This window comes from Jiangella sp. DSM 45060, assembly GCF_900105175.1.
In the GTDB taxonomy this organism is placed as follows: Bacteria; Actinomycetota; Actinomycetes; order Jiangellales; family Jiangellaceae; genus Jiangella.
The window spans coordinates 1,006,307-1,030,644 of record NZ_LT629771.1 but is presented as its reverse complement, the minus strand read 5'-3'; the positions used below and the strand labels follow the sequence as shown (position 1 = coordinate 1,030,644).

At 73.5% G+C, this 24,338-nt stretch carries 15 protein-coding genes; 6 read left to right on the top strand and 9 right to left on the bottom strand.

The features are described 5' to 3' along the window. Window positions 1-38: 38 nt before the first annotated feature. Window positions 39-713 (top strand): hypothetical protein, encoded by a 675-nt coding sequence (locus BLU82_RS04560; RefSeq protein ID WP_092616209.1) that lies wholly within the window; start codon window positions 39-41, stop codon window positions 711-713. A gap of 47 nt (window positions 714-760) precedes the next feature. On the opposite strand, the gene BLU82_RS04555 is transcribed toward BLU82_RS04560, so the two are convergent. Continuing rightward, window positions 761-2,872, bottom strand: a complete 2,112-nt coding sequence (locus BLU82_RS04555) for an ATP-dependent DNA helicase RecQ (RefSeq protein ID WP_092616207.1) — start codon at window positions 2,870-2,872, stop codon at window positions 761-763. A gap of 677 nt (window positions 2,873-3,549) precedes the next feature. Further along, complete coding sequence (locus BLU82_RS04550; RefSeq protein WP_092616204.1) at window positions 3,550-7,359, bottom strand: S8 family serine peptidase; 3,810 nt, start codon at window positions 7,357-7,359, stop codon at window positions 3,550-3,552. A 125-nt stretch (window positions 7,360-7,484) separates the two neighbouring features. Between BLU82_RS04550 and BLU82_RS04545 the strand changes: the two genes are divergently transcribed. Next, window positions 7,485-10,799: an AAA family ATPase gene (locus BLU82_RS04545; RefSeq protein ID WP_092616201.1), complete on the top strand. Its 3,315-nt coding sequence runs from the start codon at window positions 7,485-7,487 to the stop codon at window positions 10,797-10,799. A 36-nt stretch (window positions 10,800-10,835) separates the two neighbouring features. On the opposite strand, the gene BLU82_RS04540 is transcribed toward BLU82_RS04545, so the two are convergent. The 3 genes from BLU82_RS04540 to ligA all read right to left on the bottom strand — a co-directional run bounded on the left by BLU82_RS04540 (window position 10,836) and on the right by ligA (window position 17,411). Next, window positions 10,836-13,355 (bottom strand): ThuA domain-containing protein, encoded by a 2,520-nt coding sequence (locus BLU82_RS04540; RefSeq protein ID WP_172885530.1) that lies wholly within the window; start codon window positions 13,353-13,355, stop codon window positions 10,836-10,838. A 131-nt stretch (window positions 13,356-13,486) separates the two neighbouring features. Beyond that, complete coding sequence (locus BLU82_RS04535) at window positions 13,487-14,593, bottom strand: DUF1611 domain-containing protein (protein WP_157740569.1); 1,107 nt, start codon at window positions 14,591-14,593, stop codon at window positions 13,487-13,489. A gap of 568 nt (window positions 14,594-15,161) precedes the next feature. Then, window positions 15,162-17,411: an NAD-dependent DNA ligase LigA gene (gene ligA, locus BLU82_RS04530; RefSeq protein WP_197682738.1), complete on the bottom strand. Its 2,250-nt coding sequence runs from the start codon at window positions 17,409-17,411 to the stop codon at window positions 15,162-15,164. Window positions 17,412-17,513: 102 nt separating this feature from the next. On the opposite strand from ligA, the gene BLU82_RS04525 reads away from it, so the two are divergent. Both BLU82_RS04525 and BLU82_RS04520 read left to right on the top strand, forming a co-directional pair. Next, the gene (locus BLU82_RS04525) at window positions 17,514-18,530 is read left to right on the top strand and encodes a type IV toxin-antitoxin system AbiEi family antitoxin (protein WP_092616189.1); all 1,017 of its coding nucleotides are present in this window, start codon (window positions 17,514-17,516) and stop codon (window positions 18,528-18,530) included. Continuing rightward, window positions 18,508-19,320 (top strand): nucleotidyl transferase AbiEii/AbiGii toxin family protein, encoded by an 813-nt coding sequence (locus BLU82_RS04520; protein ID WP_092616186.1) that lies wholly within the window; start codon window positions 18,508-18,510, stop codon window positions 19,318-19,320. Before BLU82_RS04525 ends, BLU82_RS04520 begins: the two co-directional genes overlap by 23 nt. Here the strand turns inward: BLU82_RS04520 and BLU82_RS04515 are convergent. The 4 genes from BLU82_RS04515 to BLU82_RS04500 form a co-directional block, all read right to left on the bottom strand. Next, a complete protein-coding gene (locus tag BLU82_RS04515; RefSeq protein WP_092625435.1) occupies window positions 19,317-20,339 on the bottom strand; it encodes a methionine synthase in 1,023 nt (340 codons plus the stop codon). The genes BLU82_RS04520 and BLU82_RS04515 overlap by 4 nt on opposite strands. 395 nt (window positions 20,340-20,734) lie before the next feature. Then, the gene (locus BLU82_RS04510; protein ID WP_092616183.1) at window positions 20,735-20,941 is read right to left on the bottom strand and encodes a hypothetical protein; all 207 of its coding nucleotides are present in this window, start codon (window positions 20,939-20,941) and stop codon (window positions 20,735-20,737) included. A 379-nt stretch (window positions 20,942-21,320) separates the two neighbouring features. Next, window positions 21,321-22,037: a GAF and ANTAR domain-containing protein gene (locus BLU82_RS04505; protein WP_092616180.1), complete on the bottom strand. Its 717-nt coding sequence runs from the start codon at window positions 22,035-22,037 to the stop codon at window positions 21,321-21,323. Then, window positions 22,034-22,834: an ANTAR domain-containing protein gene (locus BLU82_RS04500; RefSeq protein WP_092616177.1), complete on the bottom strand. Its 801-nt coding sequence runs from the start codon at window positions 22,832-22,834 to the stop codon at window positions 22,034-22,036. Before BLU82_RS04500 ends, BLU82_RS04505 begins: the two co-directional genes overlap by 4 nt. Window positions 22,835-22,954: 120 nt before the next feature. Between BLU82_RS04500 and BLU82_RS04495 the strand changes: the two genes are divergently transcribed. Together BLU82_RS04495 and BLU82_RS04490 are read left to right on the top strand one after the other, a co-directional pair. Continuing rightward, window positions 22,955-23,674, top strand: a complete 720-nt coding sequence (locus BLU82_RS04495) for a VIT family protein (RefSeq protein WP_092616174.1) — start codon at window positions 22,955-22,957, stop codon at window positions 23,672-23,674. 46 nt (window positions 23,675-23,720) lie between these two features. Continuing rightward, window positions 23,721-24,320, top strand: a complete 600-nt coding sequence (locus BLU82_RS04490) for a TetR/AcrR family transcriptional regulator (RefSeq protein WP_092616171.1) — start codon at window positions 23,721-23,723, stop codon at window positions 24,318-24,320. The last annotated feature ends 18 nt before the right edge of the window (window positions 24,321-24,338 follow it).

Here is a 24,338-nt window from a genome sequence, read left to right as displayed (position 1 = left end):
GACAGGAACTGTGTCACTCTGTGCGGGTGTCGTTTCTCATGCGCGTGGTCGTACCGGACCGTCCCGGCTCGCTCGGAGCCGTCGCGACGGCCGTCGGCGCCGCCGGCGGTGACATCGTCGGCGTCGACGTCGTCGAGCACCGCGGCGACGGATTCGTCGTCGACGACTTCCTGGTCGACCTGCCGGGCGGACGGCTGCCGGACTCGCTGGTGACGGCGTGCCGGACCGTGCCCGACGTGACGGTGGAGTTCATCGGCCACTACAGCCCGGGCGCCAACCTGCACCGCGACCTCGAGGCCGTCGAGGCCATGACGGACGAGCCCGACCGCGCCGAGGAGATCTTGGTCGACCTCGTGCCCGGCATCTTCCGCTCCGGCTGGGGCCTGCTGCTGCCGGCCGCCGGCTCGACGTTGAAGGTGCAGCGGGCCAGCGGCGGCGCTCCCGAGGACGACGGCTACGAGGCGCCCTGGCTGCCCCTCACCGAACCAACGCGCATCGCCATCGGCCCCGACGCGCCCGAACCCTGGCATGACGTCGTTGCGGTGGGCGTCCCGGTCGGCGACACCGGTCAGGCCATCGTGTACGGCCGCGACGGCGGGCCGCGCATCCTCGACTCCGAGCTGGCCCGGCTGGTGCACCTGGTGGCGCTGGCCCAGGTGATCCGCCGCACCGCCCCCACCTTGGACTCCGCGGACGACGGCGCCACCGGCTGACCGCGCTCAGGTCAGTGTGTGACTGCCACTATGTAGTTGTGCGTGGGTCAGCCGACGCTGGCCAGGGCGAACGGCAGTACCTGTGCTGCTCCGGCGTGGCGTACCTCCCTTCCGGCGACGGTGATGGTCCAGCGGGAATCGGCGACGTCGTCGAGGAGGAGGACCACCGGGTCGGGGCCGAGGGCGGCCAGCGACTCGCGGGCGGCTGGGCCGACGCGCCAGGAATCCCAGACGGACGCGAGCCGGAAGGCGCTGTTGCCGCCCGGCTCGGTGCCCTCGGCGGGACCGGCGCCGGTCGCCTCCAGCTCGCCGAGGTCCGTCAGCCGGCCGACCGACGCCAGGTAGCGGCCGACCGAACCGATCAGCTGCGGATGCCGCCGCGACGGCACCGTGATGACGGCATCGGGGCGACGGTCCCAGCGCCACTCGCGCAGGACGTCGACGCAGGCCGCCAGCAGCGGCTCGGGCGCCGGGGCGTCGTCGGCGTCGAGCAGAGAGCGCAGCCGCTGGCCCCAGCCGAGGTCGGTGAGCCGGGCGACCACGCGGCCGGGTTCGAGTCGCTCGTCGGGGCCGATCTTGCCCTTGACGTCGACGCCCAGCCGGCCCATGCCGGACGGCCATTGGAGCCGCGGCTCGAGCAGCACGCCGGCCCGCGCCAGGGTGGTGCGCGCCGCCGCCCGGGCGTCGGCCGGGACCTCGTCGGTGTACCAGGGCCCGGCGCAGACGTCGCAGCGCCCGCACGGCGCGGCGCTCGGATCGTCGAGCGCGGCCTGCAGGAACGCCATGCGGCACTGTTCGCCGCGCTGGTAGGCGAGCATCGACCGCGCCTCGGCGTCGCGGGAGGCGGCCACCCGCTCGTACCGCTCGGCGTCGTAGATCCAGTCCTGTCCGGTCGCCTGCCAGCCGCCGCGGACCCGCTGCACCGCGCCGTCGACGTCGAGCACCTTGAGCAGCAGCTCCAGCCGCGTCCGCCGGACGTCGACCACGGTCTCGAGCGCCGCCGTGGACATGGCGTCGCCGGTGGCCGACAGCGTGCGGATGACCGATGCCGCTTGGTCCTGCCGCGGCATCGAGACGGTGGCGAAGTACTGCCAGATGGATCGGTCTTCGGCCGCCGGGAGCAGCAGCACGTCGGCGCGCTCCGTGGCCCGGCCCGCGCGGCCGACCTGCTGGTAGTACGCCACCGGCGAGGACGGCGCACCCAGGTGCACGACGAAGCCGAGGTCGGGTTTGTCGAACCCCATGCCCAGCGCGCTCGTGGCGACCAGGGCCTTGACCTCGTTGTTCAGCAGCGCGCGCTCGGCCTCGACGCGGTCGGCGGGATCGGTGCGGCCGGTGTAGGCGATGACGTGGTGGCCGGCCTCGCGCAGCAGCGCCGCGGTGTCCTCCGCCGCGGACACCGTCAGCGTGTAGACGATGCCGCTGCCGGGCAGCTCGCCGAGGTGCGCGGACAGCCAGGCCAGCCTGTGCTCGGCGTCGTCGAGCGAGAGCACACCCAGGCGCAGGCTCTCGCGCGCCAGCGAGCCGCGGATGGTGGTGACCTCGGCTCCCCCGGCGCCCAGCTGCTCGGCGACGTCGGCCACGACGCGGGCGTTCGCCGTGGCCGTCGTCGCCAGCACCGGGGTGCCGGCCGGGAGCGTGCCGAGGAGGTCGCGGATGCGGCGGTAGTCGGGGCGGAAGTCGTGACCCCAGTCGGAGATGCAGTGTGCTTCGTCGACCACGATGAGCCCCGACCCGGAGGCCAGCGTGGGCAGTTGTTCCTCGCGGAAGCGAGGGTTGTTCAGCCGCTCGGGACTGACCAGTAGGACGTCGACGGCGTCGTCGGCGAGCTGTTTGGCGACCTCACCCCATTCGTCGGCGTTGGCAGAGTTGATGGTGACGGCGCGCACCCCGGCCCGTGCCGCGGCGGCGACCTGGTCGCGCATGAGCGCCAGCAGCGGCGACACGATGACGGTCGGGCCGGAGCCACGTGCCCGCTGCAGACCGGTCGCGACGAAGTAGACCGCCGACTTGCCCCAGCCGGTGCGCTGCACGACCAGCACGCGACGCCGGTGTTCCACCAGGTCGCGTACGGCGTCCCACTGGCCGTCGCGGAACTCGGCCGTGTCGTTGCCGACCAGCCGCCGCAGCAGCGCTTCTGCTTCGTCCTTCAGATCCATGCCTGCGACGCTAGCTGCCGGATCCGGCCGGTCGCCACCGCCCTCGGGCCGATTGTGGACAACTCGGCGAACTCGTTCGGGTTGTGGACGAGCCACGTACGAGGCGAGCCACGCCGGGCGCTACGCAGGCTGCCGGGACGACTCGAGGAGCCTCTGACCGGCGCTGCCTACTCGCCCGCTGCCTGGATGCCGAGTCCTGGCCGGGGGCGGAGGTGTGCCGATCCGGCAGAGCCCGATGAGCGGCAGGTGCCCGACGGACCCGAGCACGTGCCCAAGGGGCCGCGCGGACGCGCACCCGCCTGAGCGGGTACCCCGTGGACCGGCAGACATCTGACCGCTCCACGACGGGCAGGTGCCAGACGGACCCGCGCAGGTTGCCCCGCCAGCCACCAGGTGCCAGACGGACCCGAGCAGGTGCCAGACGGGCCCGAGCAGGTGCACGACGGACCGGTAGGTGCCAGGCGGACCGAGCAGGTGCCAGGCGGACCGAGCAGGTGCCCCGTCAGGCGGCAGGTGCCGGGCGACCCGGGGTGGCGGGATGGCGGCGGGTTTGGGGACAGTGGCTGGCCGGGGCGCACCGCTGCGGCGGCGCGCCCCGGCCAGGCTGCGGATCACCTTGCGAGCGGCGGTGAGGCGGAGGACCGCCCCACCGCCGCGGCGCAAGGATCAGCCGTCACTCACTCCCACGGGTCGAGGTAGGCGATGGTCGCCATGTCGACGTTGCTGGTGACGAGGCCGAGGGAGATGGAGCTGCCGCCGGTGACGAACACCCGGCGGCCACCGTCGGGGGCGGTGTCGACGGCCACGCCGGCGGCGACGTCGGGAGAGCCGGCCGCGTCGTACTGGCCGGTCCAGACCTGCTCACCCGACGCAACGGAGTAGGCGATCGTCAGGTAGTCGGGCCCGGTCCCGGCCGTGTCGCTCTGCCCCGTGACCACCGCGTACGCACCGTCCGGCGTCAACGCGACGTCCCACGCGATGTCCAGTGCGCTGGCGGTTCCGTCGTGCCGTGCGGCCCACTGCTGCTCCCCGGACGCGACGGCGTAGGCGACGGTGGCGTAGTCGCTGCCCGTCCCGCTCCCCCACGAGTTGCCCGTCACGACGACGGTGTCACCGGAGGGCGTGACGACGACCTTGCGCGGGACGTCCGTGTCGCCGGGGCCGCCGTCGTAGGTCTGCTGCCACAGCTCGTCACCCGTCGACAGCGAGTACCCGGTCGTCGCCCAGTCGGTGCTGGTCGCGCCGCCGTCGTGCGACCCGGACACGACCACCGTGGAGCCGGCGACGACCAGGGTGCCGGCCACGTCGATGCCGTTGTCGGACCCGTTGTGCAGCACGTCCCACCGCTGCGCGCCGGTCGCGGCGTCGTACGCCACGGTGCCCCAGTCGGTCAGGCCGGTCCCGACGCCGCGGCTCTGACCGGTCACGACGACGGCGTCACCGGCCGGGCTGACGGCGATGGCGCGTGCGTCGTCGGTGCCGGCGGCCGGCCCGTCGTAGAGCGTCGCCCACTGCTGCGCGCCGGTCGCCGCGTCGTAGGCGAGCGTCACGTAGTCGAGGTGCGTGCCCTCGTCGTCGACGGAGGTGGCGGCCGTGCCGGCGACGTAGACGGTGTCGCCGGACGGGCTCACGGTCAGGCCGCCGCCGCTGTCGCCGGCCGCGGCGGGCCCGTCGTAGCGCGCCAGCCACAGCTGCTCGCCGGTGGCGCCGTCGTACGCGATCGTGACGACGTCGCTGTCGCCGCCCTCGCCGGACGAGCTCCCCGTGACGTACACGGTGTCGCCGGACGGGCTGACGCCGAAGCCGCCCAGCTCGTCGGCGCCCTGCACGGGACCGTCGAAGCGGTTCGCCCACAGCTCGTCGCCGGTCTCCGGGTCGTACGCGGCGGTCACGTAGTCCGGCCGCAGCGTCCCCGGCAGGGCCGGCAGGCCGTTCCCGGCCACGTACAGACGGTCACCGGACGGCGACAGCAGCGCCTCCTGCCCCTCGTCCACCGCGGCCCCGAACGCGCTGGCCGGACCGTCGTACCGCGCCTCCCAGTCCTCGCCGCCGGCCCGCAGGACGATCGGCGACCGGACGTCGTGGGTGCCGTCGGTCCAGGTCAGCCGCCCGCCGAGGTACGCGTTCAGCGCCGGCGACACGACGTCGAAGGTGACGGTGAACGACGCGCTCTCGCCCGGCGCCAGCGTCAGCGAGCTGGGCGTGACGGTGACGTCGATGCCGTCCAGGCCCTCGACGGACGCGCGGTAGGTCGCGTCCGACGACCCGACGTTCGTCACCGTCCGGGTCACGGTCTCGCTGTTCGAGACCCGCCCGATCGCGATGGACGCGCCGTTGAAGTCGCTCGGCTCCAGCGAGAAGCCCGCGGACTCCAGGGAGGCGCAGATCTCCTCCTCGACGCCGCGGGTGGCGCCGCACAGGAACGCGAGCCAGTGGTCGGCGTCGCTGTCGTAGACCAGGCCGGGGTCGGCCGCGCGGGTCGGCGCGACGTGCCCGGCGCCCTGCGCGAACATCGTCGCGGGGTCGGCGCCGTCGCTGTCCAGCACGTCGAAACCGGTCGTCATCAGCGCGGACTTGATCATCATCGGCGACCAGTCCGGGTGCCGGTCGGCCAGCAGCGCGGCCAGGCCGGCGACGTGCGGTGCGGACATCGACGTGCCGCTGGACAGGTCGAAGTCCATGCCGTTGTGCCCCGGCGGCGCGACGGCGGCCAGGATGTCCTGACCCGGCGCGACGACGTCGGGCTTGAGCAGGTCGCCGGCGCCGGCCGTCAGCGGGCCGCGCGAGGAGAAGTCGGCGACGCGCGGTGCCGGGGTCTCACCGAACGCGGCGGCGTGGACGGTCGCCGTCGCGCCCTCCGTCGCGGCGTACGCCTTCAGCGCGTCGCGGACGGTGTCCTCGACGTGCACCGTCGGCACCGAGTGGAAGTCGGTGTTCAGCGACTCCGCGCCGGTGTTGACCAGGATCATCCCGATGCCGCCGGCCTCCGCGACGGCCTTGCTCTTGCTGACGCGCGGGGTGACGCCGCGGTCGCAGACCACGATCTTGCCGGTGACGACGGCCGGGTCGAGCACGGCGGCGCCGCCGTTGTCCCCGGCCGACCAGCACTGCGCGACGGCCGTCGGGTCGGCGCCGGCCAGCCCGGCGGCGGCCGCGTCGACCAGCGGCGCGGGGCCGGCCTGCGTCGCCGCGACGGACGCGCCGGTCAGCCGCGTCCCGTCGCCCAGGGTCGCCGCGCCGGACGTCGCGCGGTCGTGCGTCCCGGCCGCGACCGTGGTCACCCACGGGCTCGGGTGCGCGACGGTGCCGCCGGTGGGCCCGTCGTTCCCGGCGGACGCGGCGACGAACACGCCCGCGTCGGCCGCGTTGAGGAACGCCACCTCGACCGGGTCGAGGAAGTCGGTGCTGGTGCCCGACACGGAGTAGTTGATGACATCGACGCCGTCGGCCACCGCCTGGTCGACCGCGGCCACCAGGTCGGAGTCGTAGCCGCCCGCCGTCGACCCGTCCTCGGTCGACCACAGCGCCTTGTAGGCGGCGATGCGGGCGCGCGGCGCGATGCCGCTGATCGGCCCGAACGCCGCGGCCGCGCCGGTCGTCGCGACGCCGTGGTTGCCGCCGGCGGTCGACGCGGTGTGCGTGCCGTGCCCGTTGTAGTCGCGCGGCGACACGAACTCCCAGGGCAGCTGCTCGGCGACGCCCTCGTCGCCGCCCCAGCCCGCGTTGTAGTGACGGGCGGAGAGCAGCTTCGCGTTGCAGTCGTTCGCCGCCCACGAGCCGTCGGCGGCGGGCACGCAGGCACCGCGGAAGCCGAACGGCCGCGACACGTAGGTGCGCCGGCCCCGCTCGTCGCGGTCGGTGAAGCTCTTCGCGTCCGGCCAGATGCCGGTGTCGATGATGCCGATGACGACGTCCTCGCCGGCCCCGGGCTCACGCAGCGACCCGACCGGCCCACCGAGCTGCTCCCACAGCCCGCCGTCGTCGTCCAAGCCGAGGAAGGACGGCGTCGACGACGTGTCGATCTCGCGCTTGGTGTCCTCGGTGACGGCGACGACGTCCGGCCGTGCCGCCAGCTCGGCCGCCTGGTCCTGCGTCAGCTCGGCCGCGAACCCGTCGAAGGCGAAGACGAAGTGGTAGAGCGGCTCGGCGCCGACCTCGTCCAGCGCGTCGAGCTGCTGCTCCTGCAGGTGCCCGGCGTACTCGACGACCTCCGGCGCCTCCGGGTCGACGTCCTCGCCGGGCTCGGCGCGGGTCGCCTCGAGACCGCCGACTCCGCCGTCGTAGGTCGCGACCGGGTCCAGCGCCATCTGGACGACGTACGTCTTCGGCTCAACGTCTGCGCCGGGTTCGGCGACACCGCCGCCGGGTTCGGCCGCACCGCCGCCGGGTTCGGCCGCACCGCCGGCGGGCGCCGACGCCACCATCAGCCCGGCCGCCGCGATCACCGCCGCCGTGCGCCGTCTCGTCCACACTGCCCGTCGCTGCATGGGGGCTCCCTCTCGCTCGCGGGTGTGGTCGGCACCGTAGCGACGGACCCCGGATCACAACATCCGTGACCTACACTGACAAATGCCCGCATGGCGCCACGGAGCCCGGCCACGCGCCCCTGGTGATGGGAGTCGCCGCCATTTCTGACCACTGGGGGTCGCCGGTCCTCGTCGGACGCGACGCCGAGCTGGCCCGGGTGCGCGCGGCCGTCACGGCGCCGCCGGCGCGGGTGGTCGTCGCCGGTGAGTCCGGCATCGGCAAGAGCCGCCTGGTACGCGAGCTGATCCGCTCCGACCTGGGCGGACGGCGCGTCCTGGTCGGCCACTGCGAGCACCTGCGCGAGCCGTTCCCGCTGGGGCCGTTGCTCGGCGCCGTCCGTGCGCACGGCGCCGCCCTCGACCCCCGCACGCTCAGCCCGGTCGTCGGCGCGCTCGCGCCGCTGGTTCCGGAGATCGCCGATCGCCTGCCCGCGCCGCCTCCGCCACTGGACGATCAGCGCGCCGTCATGCATCGAGTGTTCCGTGCCGCAACGGAATTGCTCGACCGGCTCGGCCCGGCGGTGCTGGTGGTCGAGGACGCGCACTGGGCCGACGCCGGCACCCTCGACTTCCTCACCTTCCTCGCCGCGCACCAGCCGCCGCGGCTGTCCGTCGTCGTGACGGCGCGGACCGAGGCCGGGCCGCCGCCGCTGGGCGAGGCGTTCGCGCGGGCGCCGTCCGGGCCGGCGCTGTCGGTCGAGCTCACTCCCCTCGGCGTCGACGACGTCGGCGAGCTGGCCCGGCGCATCCTCGGCACCGACGTCCCCGCCCGCACGGCCGCCGCGCTGGCCGACAAGACCGGCGGCATCCCGTTCGTCGTCGAGGAGGTGCTGCGCACGCTGCTCGAACGCGAACCGGCCGACGCGGTGGCCCGGCGCGCCGACGCGCTCTCCGGGCTCGCCGTCCCGACCGCCCTGCGCGACGTCGTCCGCGAACGGCTGGCCGCGCTGGACCCCGCCGCGACCGAGGTGCTCGCCGTCGCCGCCGTCGACGGTCTCACCGTTGATCCCCGGTTGATCAGTGAGGTGATCGGACGCGACGACGCCCAGGTCGTGGCCGCGCTGGCGGCGGCGGAGTCGGCCGGGCTGTTGCACGAGCACGACGGGCAGAGCCGGTTCCGGCACGTCCTGGCGCAGCAGATCGTGTACGAGTCGCTGCCCGTGGCGACCCGGCGCTGGCTGCACCGGTCGGTCGCCGAGGCCGTCGAACGCCGCGGCGACCCGCTACCGCTGGGCCGAGTCGCGCACCACCGGCAGCACGCCGGCGACACCGCGGCGTTCGTCCATTACGCCGAGCTCGCCGCCGACCAGGCCGTCAGCCACGGCGACGACGCGCTGGCCGCGCGCTTCCTGCTCGACGCGACCGCCGTCGACGCGCCGCTGGAGGTGCGGCTGCGGCTGGCCGCCAAGCTCGGCCGAGCCGCCGTCGACGGGCTCGCGCACACCGAGGCGGTGCCGATCCTGGAACGGCTGCTGCAGACCCCCGGCCTGCCGCCGGGCAGCCGGGGCGAACTGCGGTTCGCGCTGGGGCGCGCGCTGCGCCAGGCCGGGCGGGCGCGCGACGGGTACCTCGAGATCGAGCGCGCGGTCGAGGACCTCGGCGACCGGCCGGCGCTGCTGACCCGCGCGCTCGCCGTCCTGGCGGCGCCCGAGACCGTCGTCGGTCGGCACCTGCGCGAGCACACGGCCCGGTACGAACAGGCCGAACGGGCGGCCGAGCGCAGCGGACGGCCCGAGGTGCGGCTGGCGGCGCGCATCACGCAGGTGTCGTTGCTGCTGGAGCAGGGCGACCCGGCCGGCTGGACGCTCGTCGACGAGTTCCGCACCGACGACCTCCTGGTCGCGCATCCCCGCGAGCACGCCCGCGCCTGCGTCAACTGGGCCCAGGCGGCGCTGCACACCGGGCACGTCAGGAGGGCCGGCTCGCTGCTGGCCGAGGGCCGGCGGGTGGCGGCGCGGGCCGAGTACGTGCGCGTCACCGAGGTCATCGAGCTGGTCGCCGTGTCCGTCGACCACGCCGCCGGGAGCTGGGACGGGCTGGCCGGCCGGGCCCGGGCCCTCGCGGCGACGCGGTTCGGCGCCGCCGCGCTGGACGGCGAGCTCCTGCACGCCACGCTGCTGGCCGCGAGCGGCGAGACGGCCGCCGCGGCCGAGCGGCTGCGCGAGCTCATCGCGACGACCGAGCGGCTGGGCGCGGTATGGCCGCTGGTGCCGGCGCGGTCGGCTCTGTCGCGGCTGCTGCTGGGGCTCGACGACGTGGACGGCGCCATGGAGCAGGCGACGGCGGGGCTGGAGCTCGCGCTGGCGAAGGGGCACTGGATCTGGGCGGCGCCCGCGGTGGCCTGCCTGGTCGACGCCCACGCCGCGGCGGGGACGGCGGAACGGGCCGCCGAGTGGGTCGACGCGCTGGCGGCCGAGCTCGGCGACGTCGACGCGCCGCTGGCATCGGCCGCGCTGCGGGGGTGCCAGGCGGTGCTGGCGCGGGCCGCCGGGGACGCGGCGCGGGCGGACGCGCTGCAGTCGGCCGCGCGGACGACGCTCGCCGCGGCCGGGCTGCGGTACGAGGAGTTGCGGGCGACGGAGCGGCTCGGCGAATGGCGCTGCGAGGCGCCCGGCCGCACCGGCGGCGAGAAGCCCGGCGGCACCGGCGGCGAAAGGTCCAGCGGCGCCGGCGGCAAAGAGCCCGGCCGCCAAAGCGGCGAACCCAGCCGCCCCAGCGGCGAGGAGCCCCACGGCGCCGGCGGCCAAGAGCCCGGCCGCCACGGCGGCGTCGAGTCCGGCGACGCCGGCAGCAGAGTGACCGGCGACGCCGGTGGCGAAGAGCCCGGCCGCCACAGCGGCGACAAACCCGGCCGCACCGGCGGCGACGAACCCGGCGGCCACGGCGGCGTCGAGTCGGGCGACGCCGGCAGCAGAGTGACCGGCGACGCCGGCCGCGAAGAACCCAGCCGCCCCAGCGGCGACAAACCCGGCCGCACCGGCGGCGAGAAGCCCGGCGGGGCCAGCGGCGAGAAGCCCGGCGGGGCCAGCGGCGAGAAGCCCGGAGGCGCCGGCGGCGAGGAGTCCGGCGGTGCGTTGCTCGAACACGCCCTCCGCGGCTACGCCGACCTCCACGCGACCCGCGACGTCGCCCGGGTGACCAGTGCGATGCGCCGCCACGGCGTCGCCGTCCCGTACCCGTGGCGCGGCGGCCGGCGCTCCGGCGGGCTGGACCTGTCCGCCCGCGAGCACGAGATCGCCGTCCTGGCGGCGAAGGGCCGGACCAACCGCGAGATCGCCGCCGACCTCTTCCTGTCGCCTCGGACGGTCGAGAGCCACGTGTCCAGCGTGCTGCGCAAGCTCGGCTGCCAGTCGCGGAGCGAGCTCGCCGCACGGCTGCTGCCTTTCGACGCCGCCGGCTGACCCGCCGCCCCAGAACGGGGCGGCGGGCGTCCACACTCAGCCGATGTCGGACGTCGCGGCGACGCGGACGATCGTGCCCTTCTGCCGCTCGGTGATCAGGCCGCGCGCGAGGAAGTAGTTCGCGGCCTCCTCGACGTGTCGAACGAAGGCGCCGTGGCTGGGCCAAGAGTCCGGGTCGTCGTCGATCAGCTGGTTGATCGAGCAGCTCGCTCCGCCGACCCGGTTAGGCACGCCGGTGTCGTCCCCGCCGATCACGACCGTGCTGGCGCCGACGTCCCGCTCGTCACAGGCCGGGCCGCCGGTGTAGTCCACCCGCTGGATCGTCGAGACGCCGGTCGTCCCGAACGTGTGCCCCCATTGGATCACGTAGAGGGCGCCGTCGGAACCGAACACCATGTCGTGCGGCCGCGTCCACGGGTTGAAGACGCCGTGGAAGAGCGGGTTGATCTCCTGCACCTGCTGCTGGTCGTCCAGGACGAACGTGTACAAGTTGTTGTTCGTCCGCCCCCACTCGCCGAAGAACGCCTGACCGTCGTACGACTCCGGCCACTGCCGGCTGGTCAACGAGTCCAGCGCGGGGTCGTAGCGGAAGATGGGCCCGGCCGTGGGCGCGCCGCCGGTGCCGATGTCGGGCACGTTCGCCCCGCCGCTCGCGAACGGCAGCCGGCCATAGAAGATCTCCGGTGCGACGACGGGCGGCAGCGCGCTCAGTCCGGTGTTGTTCGGCGACTCGTTGACCGGGTTGGCGCAGTCGAACGTCGCGCCGGCCGGGCCGCTCGGGAACGCCCAGTCACGGTAGGCGGCGCCGCCGTGGCAGTACGGCCAGCCGTAGTTGCCGGGCTCGTCGACGACGTTCCACGTCACCCGGCCCTCGGGGCCGCGGTCGGCGTTCGGCCCGCCGGCGTCCGGCCCGTAGTCGGCGACGTACAGGGTCCCCGTCGACGGGTCGGACTCGATCCGGTACGGGTTGCGGAAGCCCATCGCGAAGATCTCCGGCCGCGTGCCCGCCGTCCCCGGCGCGAACAGGTTCCCGTCCGGAATCGTGTAGCCACCGGCGGGCGTCGGCGTGATCCGCAGGATCTTCCCCCGCAGGTCGTTCGTGTTGGCCGACGAGCGCTGGGCGTCGAACGGCTGCCGTCCGGGCCGCTCGTCGATCGGGGTGTAGCCCTGCGACTCGAACGGGTTCGTGTCGTCGCCGGTGGAGATGTAGAGGTTGCCGAAGCGGTCGAACTCCAGCGAGCCGGCCTCGTGGCAGCACTGCTCGCGCTGCACCGTGACGTCGAGCACGACCTTCTCGTCGGTCAGCCCGTCCGCGCCGAACGTGAACCGCGACAGCCGGTTGACGCCGCAGCTTCCGCCGGGGACGTCTGACGGCGGGCAGGTCACCGAGCCGGGCACCGACCGGTACAGGTACAGCCGGTTGTTGCTCTCGAACGCCGGGTCCAGCGCCAGCCCGAGCAGCCCGTCCTCCTGGGCGTTGCCGGTCGCGATCCCGGTGTAGACGTCGAGCGTGTCGACGACGCTGGTGGTCTGCGTCGCCGGGTCGATGACCTTGAGGTTCGCCGGGGTCGACGCCTGGCGCCGCTCGCCCATCTCGATGAAGAACACCCGTCCGTCGTCGGCGATGTCCAGCTCGCTCGGGAACCGGGTGTCGGCGTCGATCGTGACCTTCTCGAAGTGCTCCCAGTCGGTCCCGCCGCAGTCGCCGCCGGCCGCGCCGGCCGCCCACTCGATGCCGCCGAGGATGTGCTGCAGGAACGCCGGCTCGGTGTACGACTGGTTGGTGTGGCCCAGCGCGGTGTACCAGGACCGGCCGCCCTCGAACGCGTGACACCAGGCCATCGGGTGGTCGGTGCCCATGGTGCCGCTGCCCGGGTTGTACGACTTCTCGTCGATGGTGAGCAGCACGTGGACATTGCCGCGCGGGTTGGCGGTGAAGTTGTACCACTCGTCGTGGCGGTTCCAGACGGTCTCCAGGTGCGCCGTCGACGGGTGGGAGCGGTCGGCGACGACGAGCTTCGCGTCCTGGTTCGCCGGGTGGTTGCGGAAGTACGCGCCGACGAGCTGGCCGTACCACGGCCGGTTGTGCATGGTGTCGGTCGCCGCGTGGATGCCGGCGAAGCCGCCGCCGTTGCGGATGTAGCCCTGGAACGCCGCGAACTCGGTGTCGTTCAGCAGCGGCGCGTTGGCCGGGTTGTTGGTGCCGTCGACGGGCGACAGGAAGACGATGGCGTCGTATCGAGCCAGGTCGGCCGCCGAGGTGAACGGCGTGCTCGGCAGGGTGCGCGTCGGCTGGGCCGGATCCCAGACCTCGACGTCGAAGCCGTTCTCCTCGCCGAGCTCGATGATCGCCGTCGTGCCCGGCACGATGCTGCCGTGCCGGAAGCCGAGGGTCCGGCCCACGACCAGGACCGAGTAGTCGTCGTCTTGCTGGGGCTCGGCCACTCGCGCGGTCGAGGTGGTCGCCGCGGCGACGGGAAGTGTCAAGGCTCCGGCCGCCATGAGCGCGACCGCGCGGGTGCGCGCGTCGCGCAGGCGCCAGGTGACGTGTTTCACCGCTGTCTCCTTCGTCGGTGATCGGAGAACACGCGCTCCTGGCCCCCGGGGCATCGGGCCCCGGGGGTCTCGGCCCTTGTGGAGTTGTCTTGCCTGCCTGATATACGGCGGAACCGGCCACGGGGATTGCGTCAGGCCGCTTCGGAATCGAATGACACGAGCGCCGCGGCGACGGACGGCTCCATGAGCTCGTGCGTGCTGACGACGGGGACGTCGACCAGAGCGGCCGCTTCGCGGGCGGCCAGCGGCGACGACGTGACCTTGCCCGTGACGGCGGCGACGTGGAGGTGCCACGAGCGCAGCAGGTTCACCCCCGAGAGGGCGCCGAGCGCGTCGCCGGCCGCGAAGAGGACACCGCTGAGGGTCGCCTGGACGGCGGGGTCGGCGAGCAGCCGCGCGGTCTCTCCGTGTGCGACGCCGTCGGCGATCTCGATGACCACCATGTCGGGTTCGGCCGCCGCCACCGCGGAGAGCAGGCCGAAGTACGTCGCGACCAGATCGTCGGGCGCCACGAGGTGGGTCGACGGGAACCCGGCGTCGGTGAAGTCGAGCACCGGCGCGCCCCCGGCGTCGACGAGGTGCCAGCGGTCGTTGCCGGCGCCGGTCCCCGTGACCTTCGCCGCGCCGACCCGCCGCCCGGACCGCGTGATGCCCCGCACCAGCGACGCGGCCGACGTCGTCTTGCCGGCGTTCATCGAGGCCCCGACGACGGCGATGACCGGCGGGTGCAGCGGCGGCGGCGCCGGCAGCAGCGGGATCGGCGCACCCGAGCGCACCGTCAGGCCGCGTCCGTCGGGCCCCGCCAGCTGGCCGATCGGCACGATGCGGGTCGGCGCCGCCATGCCGGCGTACGCTCCGACGACGCGACCGGCCATGCCGCCCGCCGCGACGAGGTCGCACGGGCCGAGGTCGTCCGGGACGACGGCCTCGTAGGCCTCGGTGGCGTACCGGGCGCCGTACGCGACGATGATCTCGTCGCCCGCGAACAGCCGCGCCTTGCGGCCGTCGGGACGTTCGATCCAGTCGTGGGCGCCGATCGACTCGACCCGCGCGAGGATCACGTCGCCGGCCGCCGGGATGGTCGCCGGCGCCAGCATCAGCTCGTCGCCGGACGGCACGAGATCGATGACGTGCCGGGTGATGTAGGAGGTCTTGGCCGCTCCGAGCCGGCGCGGCCACGGGGCCACGACCGGGAAGAGCTCCGCCGCTGGAGCCACATGCTCAGCGAAAGAGGTCATGGGAACCTCACTCCGGGGACGGGCGCAGAGGTGGCACTGACGATGGGGTGACCACCGGGTGTTTCTGCGGCGAGATGTGCCTTGTCGACGCAAGAATGCATGAGCGGACGCCCCTCGCGCCAGACCCCGGCACCGACTTTTTTCGTGACCGTGAATCCGCAGGTGAAACGGGGTAAACGACGCATACGGGGAACCCCCTTGACCGTCCAGCAGGACGGAACGATCATGGAGGGACAACTGAACACTGGAGTCCCGCTCGGGGCACCGGCACATCGCCTGGTTCCCGAGCGGTCGTACGACGGCCCTGTGGAACCTCGTCAGTAGCGAGAGGACCCCTCATGAGTCGTCAGCACGGACGGAGACACCTCAGCCGGCTCCATCCAGGCCGGTACCTCGCCAAGTTGCGACTGCAGGCCTACGCCGCGGTCGCGGGCCGGTTCTCGGCCCGGGCGTAGAGGACTCCGATCTCCGGTTCCACGGAGCAGCTCGTGTCGCGCCTCCGGGCCGCGGACGAGTCTTCCTGGACACGAAGGGTCTGGCATTCGCCGGACCCTTCGCGCGTCTCGTCCTACTCCTGAGCCTCGGCAGCCGGCTCCTCGCCGTCGCCGACCCGGGCCAGTTTGGCGGCCTCGTCGGGCCCCGACTCGAGCAGCACCCGGAAGCCGTCCTCGTCGAGCACGGGCACCTTCAGCTCGACCGCCTTGTCGTGCTTGGACCCGGCGTTCTCGCCCGCGACCACGAACGACGTCTTCTTCGACACCGAGCCGGACGCCTTGCCGCCGCGCGCCAGGATGGCCTCCTTGGCGTCGTCGCGGGAAAAGCCCTGCAGCGACCCGGTGACGACGACGGTGAGGCCCTCGAGCGTGCGCGGCGTCGACTCGTCGCGTTCGTCGACCATGCGCACGCCGGCCGCGGCCCACTTGTCGACGATGGCCTGGTGCCAGTCGACGGCGAACCACTCCTTCACCGACGCGGCGATGGTGGGGCCGACGCCGTCGGTGCCGGCGAGGTCCTCTTCGCTCGCCGCCCGGATGGCCTCCATCGAGCCCAGCGCCCCGGCCAGCGCACGCGCCGCCGTGGGACCGACGTGCCGGATGGACAGCGAGACCAGCACCCGCCACAGCGGCTGCTCCTTGGCCTTGCGCAGGTTCTCGAGCAGGCGGCGGCCGTTGACCGTCAACTCGCCGTCGGTGTTGGTGAACAGCGGCACCTGCTTGAGGCGGTCGGCGTCGAGCCCGAAGACGTCGCCCTCGTCGGCGACCACACCGGCGTCGATGAGCGCGATGCCGGCCTCCCAGCCCATGGCCTCGATGTCGAACCCGCTGCGTCCGGCCAGGTAGAACAGCCGCTCGCGCAGCTGCGACGGGCACGACCGGCTGTTCGGGCAGCGGATGTCGACGTCGCCCTCCTTGGCCGGGGCGAGCGGGGTGCCGCAGGCCGGGCACTCGGTGGGCATGACGAACTCGCGCTCGCCGCCGTCGCGCAGCTCGGCGACCGGGCCGAGGATCTCGGGGATGACGTCGCCGGCCTTGCGCAGCACGACGGTGTCGCCGATGAGCACGCCCTTGCGCTTGACCTCGGACGCGTTGTGCAGGGTGGCGTTCTCGACCGTGGAGCCGGCGACCTTGACCGGCTCCATGACGCCGTACGGGGTGACCCGGCCGGTGCGCCCCACGTTGACCCGGATGTCGATGAGCTTGGTGGTGACCTCTTCGGGCGGGTACTTGAAGGCGATGGCCCACCGCGGCGCCCGCGACGTGGAGCCGAGCTGGCGCTGGAGGTCGACCTGGTCGACCTTGACGACGACGCCGTCGATCTCGAACTCGATGTCGTGGCGGTGCTGGCCGTAGTGGTCGATGAAGCCCTGCACCGCCTCGAGGTCGGGGACGACCTGCGGGCGGTCGCTGGCCGGCAGCCCCCACGCGCGCAGTGCCTCGTACGCCTCGGACTGGAACCTGATGTCGAAGCCGTCGCGCCGGCCGATGCCGTGGCAGACCAGGATCATGCGGTTGAGATTGCGCCGAGCCCGCTCGTATTCCTCGAGGACCCGCTCGTACGCCACCTGCGACCGGCCCTCGTTCCCGGCGGCGTCGGCCTTCGCCTTGGCGGCGTCGAGCTTCTCGCGGCGGCGGTCCATGCGCTGACGGAGCACGCCGGCGCCGGAGTTGCGGGCGTTGGCGAACAGCGGCAGCCCGAGGTCGGCCCGCTCGGCGTTGACCGCCTCGAACTCGGCCGTCGGGAACACCGCCTCGCCGCGGATCTCGACCACGGACGGCACCGGGTACTCGTCGGTGCCGGTCAGCTCGTTCGGGATGGCGTCGACGAACTGCGCGTTGTAGGAGATGTCCTCGCCGGTGCGGCCGTCGCCGCGGGTGGCGAGCGTGGCCAGCTTGCCGTCGCGGTACACGATGTCGACCGCCAGGCCGTCGACCTTCGGCTCGCACAGGTACCGCGCGCCGGTGCCGACCTCGCGCTCGACCCGGGCGGCCCACTCGGCGATGTCGTCGGAGGAGAACGCGTTGTCGAGGCTCAGCATGCGCTCGAGATGCTCGACCGGCGGCCACGACGCCTCGACCCCGGCGCCCGGCTCGGCCACCGGCGCCCCCACCTTCTGCGTCGGGGAGTCGGGGGTGCGCAGCGACGTGTACTGCTCCTCGATGCCCTCGAGCTCGCGCATGAGCTGGTCGAACTCGGCGTCGCTGACGGTGGGCGTGGCGAAGTAGTACCGCTGGCGGTGGTCCTCGATCTCTTGCGAGAGCGTGGCGTGGCGCTCGCGCACCTGCGTCGGGACGTCGTTGCTGTCGACTGGCTCGGTCACAGCACAGACGGTAGCGCCCACCACTGACGATGTGCCGGAACCGGCGCATGTTCAGTTTTCTGCTCTGTTCATTTTTTCTGAACATGAGACTAGAATGAACACATGGCCGATCAACAGCTCAGACGCGACCTCCTGGACGAGGTGGTCGCTCGCCTCGACGAGCTCGGCCTGCAGGCAACCGCGCACCTCCATGTGGAGCAGGATGCCGATGCTCTCGTCACCCTCACCGTAGACGGCCGGTCGCACGTTCTCCATGCATGGCTCAAGCCGGCCACCGCCTCCGCGGCAGCCCTCATCGCCAAGGTCCTGCGGGAGATCAGGCCCGACGGTGACGGAGTCGTGGTCACCGACTACGTGTCGCCGACAGTCGCTGATCGGCTCCGCGAGCAGGGGGCACAGTTTCTCGACGCCGCAGGCAACATGTACGTGCGGCAGGACGGTGTCGTCCTCTGGGTCGTCGGCCGACCGCGGCCAGAACGAGCGGTAGGCGAACGGCCCGGCCGAGCCTTCCGGCGCGTCGGCCTGCAGGTGGTCTTCACCCTCCTGGCGGATCCGGAGCTCATCCGTCAGCCGTACCGACTCATCGCTCTTTTGGCCGGAACCTCGCTCGGAGCCGTCACACCGGTGATCCAGGATCTGCGTGACCTCGGCTATGTCATCGGGCCCGAGGAGAACCGGTCCATGCAACGGCTGAACCGGCTACTCGTCTCTTGGACTGAGGCTTATTCGCAAACCCTCCGGCCCAAGCTGTTCACTGATCGGTTCCAAGCGGACGATCCCCTGTGGTGGCAGTCGATCGACCCCACCCGCTACGGAGTCACTTGGGGCGGCGAGACCGCCGCGTCGATGCTGACGCACGAGTTGCGGCCCGAGACCACCACGATCTACGCCGTCTCCATGCCGCGAGACCTGATCATGAACGCGCGTCTGCGTCGTCATCCAGCGGGCAACGTCGACGTCCGTAACCAGTTCTGGACCGGCGGGTTGCCCACACCCAACCCCGCCGTCGTCCCCGCGCCCTTGATCTATGCCGACCTGATCGCTGCAGGCGACGCGCGAAGCGCGCAGGCTGCCGAACGGATTCGAGAGACGTACCTTGATCGACCTGACCGGGCATGACAAGATCGCGCACCTCGTCGAGCCGCTTCGGATCATCGACCGGCGCGCCGAGGCCGCCGGATCGCCGTACTTGGTCGTCGGCGCGGCCGCACGAGACGTCCTGCTGCACGCCGTGCATGGCGTGCAGATCCGCCGGCTGACGACGGACCTCGACGTCGCGGTCGCGGTGGCGGACTGGAGCGCATTCGAAACCCTGCGCTCGACGTTTCCGCATGCCAGCGGCAGTCCGGAACATCGCGTCACCGTGGCCGAGATGACTGTCGACTTGGTTCCGTTCGGCGGCGTGGAACGTGTGGACCGCACCATCGCCTGGCCGCCCGCCGAGGACTCGGTCATGTCGGCGTTCGGTCTTGCCGAGGCCCTGACGACCGCCGAAGAGATCCGGCTCGCCCCAGACCTCGTCGTCCGGGTCGCGTCGCTGCCGGCTCAGGCGGTTCTCAAGCTGACCGCATGGGAGGAACGCCACTTCGAGAAGCCGCGACACGACAGCGCCGACCTCCAGCTGATCCTGAAGTCGTACGGACCGGATTGCAACGTCGATCGCCTCTACGTGGGCGACGGCGTCCCCATGCTGGAGCGCGCCGACTACGACCTGGAAATCGCCGGAGCGATGCTGCTGGGCGCCGATGTCAGGCGGATGCTGCCGCCATCGGCGCTCGCCCATTTCGGCGACTTGTTGACGGCGACGACGAGCGACACGAGCGGACTCGCCGACGACATGCCCGGTGACCGGGACGCGAACGCAGAGCTACTCGACGCCTTCCGCGCGGGAGTCGAGCAGCCGATCTAAGACGTCTCGGCGACGAGGTCGGCGAAGGCGCGCGCCGTCGTGCGGGCGAGGGTGTAGGCGCGGCGGGCCCAGGCGGGATCGGCGCCGGCGAGGCCGCAGGACGGGGTGACGACGGTGCGGGCGGCCATGGCCGCGGGGTCCTGGTCGAGGCGGCGCCAGAGCCCGACGACGCGCTGGGCGAGCTCGCGGTCGGACGGCGGGGTGGACGGGCGCAGCGACGGCACCACGCCGGGCCACACCGCGAGGCCCGCGTCGACCGCCGCGGCCAGCGCGTCCAACTCCGCCGCCGGCGCGCCGGCCAGCAGCGACACGTCCAGCGACACCGCGACCGCCCCGGCCGAGCGCACGACGTCGACCGGAACCGACGGCGCGCAGCAGTGCACGACGACCGGCCCGTCCACCCGCGAGACCACCGCACCGACCAGCGCGGACGCCTCGGCCACGTCGACCGCGCGGAGCCGGCCGAACCCGCTCGCCGTCGGGATCGCCCCGGCGAGCACGGCGGGCAGCGACGGCTCGTCCAGCTGCAGGACGACGGAAGCGCCCGGCACCCGCCGCGTGGCGTCGGCCACGAACGCGGACACGCCCTCGGCCAGCGAGGCCGCGAGGTCGCGCCGTGCCCCGGAGTCGCCGACGAGCGCGCCGCCGCGGTGGTGCTCGACCGACGCCGCCAGCGTCAGCGGCCCCGCGACCTGCACCTTCAGCGGGCCCTCGTAGCCGTACGCGGCGATCTCCAGCGCGTCGAGGTCGGCGCCCAGGAACGACGCCGCCCGCTGCTCGTCGGCGCCCGGCCGCGCGACCAGCCGCCAGCCGGACGGCTGGAGGTCGACGTGCAGGTCGACCAGCAGCGACGCGGCGCGGCCGATCATGTCGGCGCCGGCGCCGCGGGCGGGCAGCTCGGCCAGGTGCGGGAAGTCGGGCAGCTCGCCGACGACGACGCGCGCGGCCTCGTCGCGGTCCGGGAACGGCAGTGAACCGATGCCCGTCGCCGTCGCCGGCGCCCACACGTAGTCGCTCACGAACACAGAACCCTAGGCGATGGGGGACGGCCGTCGTCTGCGGCGCCGCGATGGAGGAAGCGCCGCGGTGATCCGTGCCGATGGCCCTCCCGGCCCGGGTGGGGCCCACCCTACGGGCGGGCACCGACAACGTCGGCCGAACGCCGGCTCTGCGGCGCGACGTGCCTGGTCAGGGGCATGGGCCGACGTGGGCAGCCGTCCGGCGCGGGCTCGGCGGGGCCGCGGCGCGCGAGGGCGGGGCCCACAACCGCCCGCACGGTCAGCCGTCCGGCGCGGGCTCGGCGTGGCCGCGGCGCGCGAGGGCGGGGCCCACAACCGTCCGCACGGTCAGCCGTCCGGCGCGGGCTCGGCGGGGCCGCGGCGCGCGAGGGCGGGGCCCACAACCGCCCGCACGGTCAAGCATCCGGGACGGGGTCGGCGGCACGCGAGAGGGCGCGGCCCTGCAGCTCGCGGACGATCAGGTCCACCTCCACGACGGCGCGGGCGACGGGGCCCGCCAGCGGATCGTCGTCCAGTTCGTCGAGGACGAGGCGGAGCTCCAGGCCTGCCGCGTGCATCCGCCGCAGCAGGCGGTCCGCTGCCGCGCCGACGTCACCACCCATGCGCACCCCGCTTCTCGCGGCCCCCCCGGCCATCACCCGCCCTGCCGCCACGCGGATGGCTGCCGCCCGGCCGGCTCACCCACCGTCGGGCGCGCCCCCCTTGCCCGGCCGAGACCGGATGCGCCCGACGGCGAGCGGCCGGCGTGGGCGGCCCGCCCCGCGATCGTGGCCGAAGCCAAGACCGCCACGCGGAGGGATGGGCACGACGACATCCCCGCCCTCCGGCGTGTGCCGCCGGGGTCCGGGGCGACGTCCAACTGCGCCGAACGAGCACGACGTGGCACGTCAGAGCCGGATTCAGCGCATCTCTGCGGACGCTACGCCCGCACAGGCCGGTGGTCAAGGGGGCCGGTTTCGGCGAAGCGGCCCCGGCCCGGCGTCAGGCGCGCAGCTCGGTGATCGCGCCGTCGACCACGGCGGCCGCGACGTCGCGCAGCTTGCTGTTGGACGACCGGGCGTGGCCGCGCAGCAGGGCGAACGCGTCGTCGACCGAGACGGACAGGCGCTCGGCGAGCACGCCCTTGGCCTGCTCGACGAGGATCCTGCTATCGAGAGCGGCCTGGAGCTGCCCGACCACCGCGCCCTGCTGGCGGACGGTGCGCTCGTGCAGGATCCCGATGGTGGCGACGTCGGCCATGGCCTGGCCGAGCGCCATCGAGTCGGCCGGCAGCCCGCCCGGCGCGGCGGCGAACAGGTTCATCGCGCCGACGACCACTTCGCGCAGCCGCATCGGCAGGGCGTGGACAGCGAGGAAACCGGCCTCGCGGGCGGCGGGGGCGAACCGCGGCCAACGCTCGTCGCCCGCGCGCAGGTCCTCCATGGACACCGGCCGGCCGCCGTGGAACGCGTCGAGGCACGGGCCCTCGGCGTTCTGTAGCTGCGACAGCTCCAGCAGCCGGGTCTCCTCGGTGGAAGCCGCGACGAGGCTGAGCGTGCCGTGGTGGTCGGCCAGGACGACGCCACACGCATCGACGTCGAGCAGCTCGACCACCCGGTGCGCGAGCACGTCGAGGAATCCGAGCACGTCGTAGTCGTCGACAAGCGTGTCGGCCAGTTCGACGAAGGTCTCGCGGACTCGCCGATCGGTGGTACTCATGCGCCGCCCTCCGGGTGGTCGGGGTCGGGGTGCGGAGGCGCGTCCATCATCCCGTTCCCCGCAGCCGTGTCGTTCATGCCGCGCCGGTCCGACGTGAATCTCAGCCGCCGTGCCACGACGTCGGCGGCCACCTCGGCCAGCCGTCGTTCGTGGACGTACGCGTAGGCCCGCAACCGGACCAGCGCCTCGCTCACATCGACGTTGAGCTGCACACTCACCATGCCCGCGGCCTGGTGCACCTCGGCGCGGCGTTCCGGCAGCATGCCACCCCGATATTGGTCCGGACCGGTACCGACCGCGCCGCGCTCGTCGAGTACCACGACGAGCACCGCGTCGGCGAACGCGAGCGCCGTCGACAGGCGCGATGCACCCAGGTCGCCGGGGTCGCGCCGGTACACGTCGAGCACGCCGACCCGGGCCGCGCCGGCCGCCACGGGGAACGCGAACAGCCCCCGCACGCCCCGCTGCACCGCGGCCGGCGCGAACACGGGCCAGCGCCGCGTCGCGGCCCCCGTGGCGAGGTCGGGCGCCAGCACCACGCCGTCGCCGGCGGCCTCGACGCCGGGGCCCTGGCCGAGGGTGAACTGCAGCTCCTCCAGCTCCTCGCAGAGCGCGCCGACGGAGAGCACCGGCTCGCGCGCGCCGGACGCGCCGACCATCGAGAGCCCGCACCCGGCCGCGCCGAGCGCGACGGCGCAGGCCTCCAGCACGTGCCGCAGCGACGGGTCGGCGCCCTCGGCCCGCGCGCGTTCGAGAACCGCTCCCCAGACGTGGTCGGCTCGGCGCTCAGCGCACAAACGTCACCACCACGATGAGCTCCTCCCCCGTCGACGGGGAAAACTTTGACAGGTCCGCCCGGCCCCGCGCCAGTGCCTATCGACCCTGTATGACGCGCCGCGCGTGGCTACGCTGTCGGCATGGCCGAGGCGACGCCGCACGAGGGCGAGCAGCACTACCACGGCAAGCTGGCGGGGCGGCTGAACTGGCTGCGCGCGGGCATCCTCGGCGCCAACGACGGCATCATCTCCACGGCCGGCATCGTGGTTGGCGTGGCCGGCGCCACCACCGACCGCGACTGGCTGCTGCTGACCGGCGTGGCGGGCCTGGTCGCGGGCGCGTTCTCGATGGCCGGCGGCGAGTACACCTCGGTCAGCGCCCAGCGCGACACCGAGCGGGCGGCGCTCGCGCGGGAACGGTGGGAGCTGGAGCACCTGGCCGACGAGGAGCTGGCCGAGCTCACCCTGATCTACGAGCGCAAGGGGCTGTCCCGCCCGCTGGCCGAGCAGGTCGCGCGCGAGCTGACGGCCGAGGACGCGCTGGCGGCGCACGCCGAGGCCGAGCTCGGCATCGACGCCGACGAGCAGACCAACCCGTGGACGGCGGCGCTGTCGTCGTTCGTGGCGTTCGCGCTGGGTGCGACGCTGCCGCTGCTGGCGATCGTGCTGCCGCCGGCCAGCGCGCGGGTGCCGGTCACGATGGTGACGGTGGTGATCGCGCTGGCCCTGACCGGATACGCCGGCGCGCGACTGGGCGGCGGACGGCGCCGGCGGGCGGCGTCTCGGGCGGTGATCGTGGGGCTGCTGACCATGGCGGTGACGTACGTCGTCGGCTCGGCGATCGGCGTCTCGGTGTCGTAGGCCACACCCCCTCGCGCAGTACGAACGGTCGTGCTATTTTGGTCGCGTGACAAAGGGTGCGGAAACCCGGCAGGTCATCCTCCGCCAGGGAGTCGAGACGGCCTATCGGGTCGGGCTGGGCGGGCTGACCATCGGGCACCTCGCCGCCGCCACCGGCATGTCCAAGAGCGGGCTGTTCGCGCACTTCCGGTCCAAGGAGCTGCTGCAGCTCGAGGTGCTGCGCGAGGCCCGCACCGAGTTCATCGACTCCGTCATCCGGCCGGCGCTTCTGGCGCCGCGCGGCGAGCCGCGGGTGCGTGAGTTGTTCGAGCGCTGGGTCGAGTGTGGCCGCACCCGCATGCCCGGCGGCTGTCTGTTCGTCAAGGCCGCGGCCGAGTTGGACGAGCAGGACGGCCCGGTCCGCGACCAGCTGGTCCGCGACCACCTCGACCTCTACGACTCCTGCGCCCGCATGTTCGCCACCGGCATCGCCGAGGGCCATTTCCGCGACGACGCCGACCCGCTGCAGTTCGCCGCCGACCTCGACGGCATCATGCTCGGCTTCTACCACGCCCACCGCCTGCTCGAGGACGAGCGGTCGGAGGCGCGGGCACGGTACGCGTTCGAGCGGCTGCTCGACGCCGCCCGCGTCCCTGTTACCACCTAGAGGAAACCGCGAAGGGAC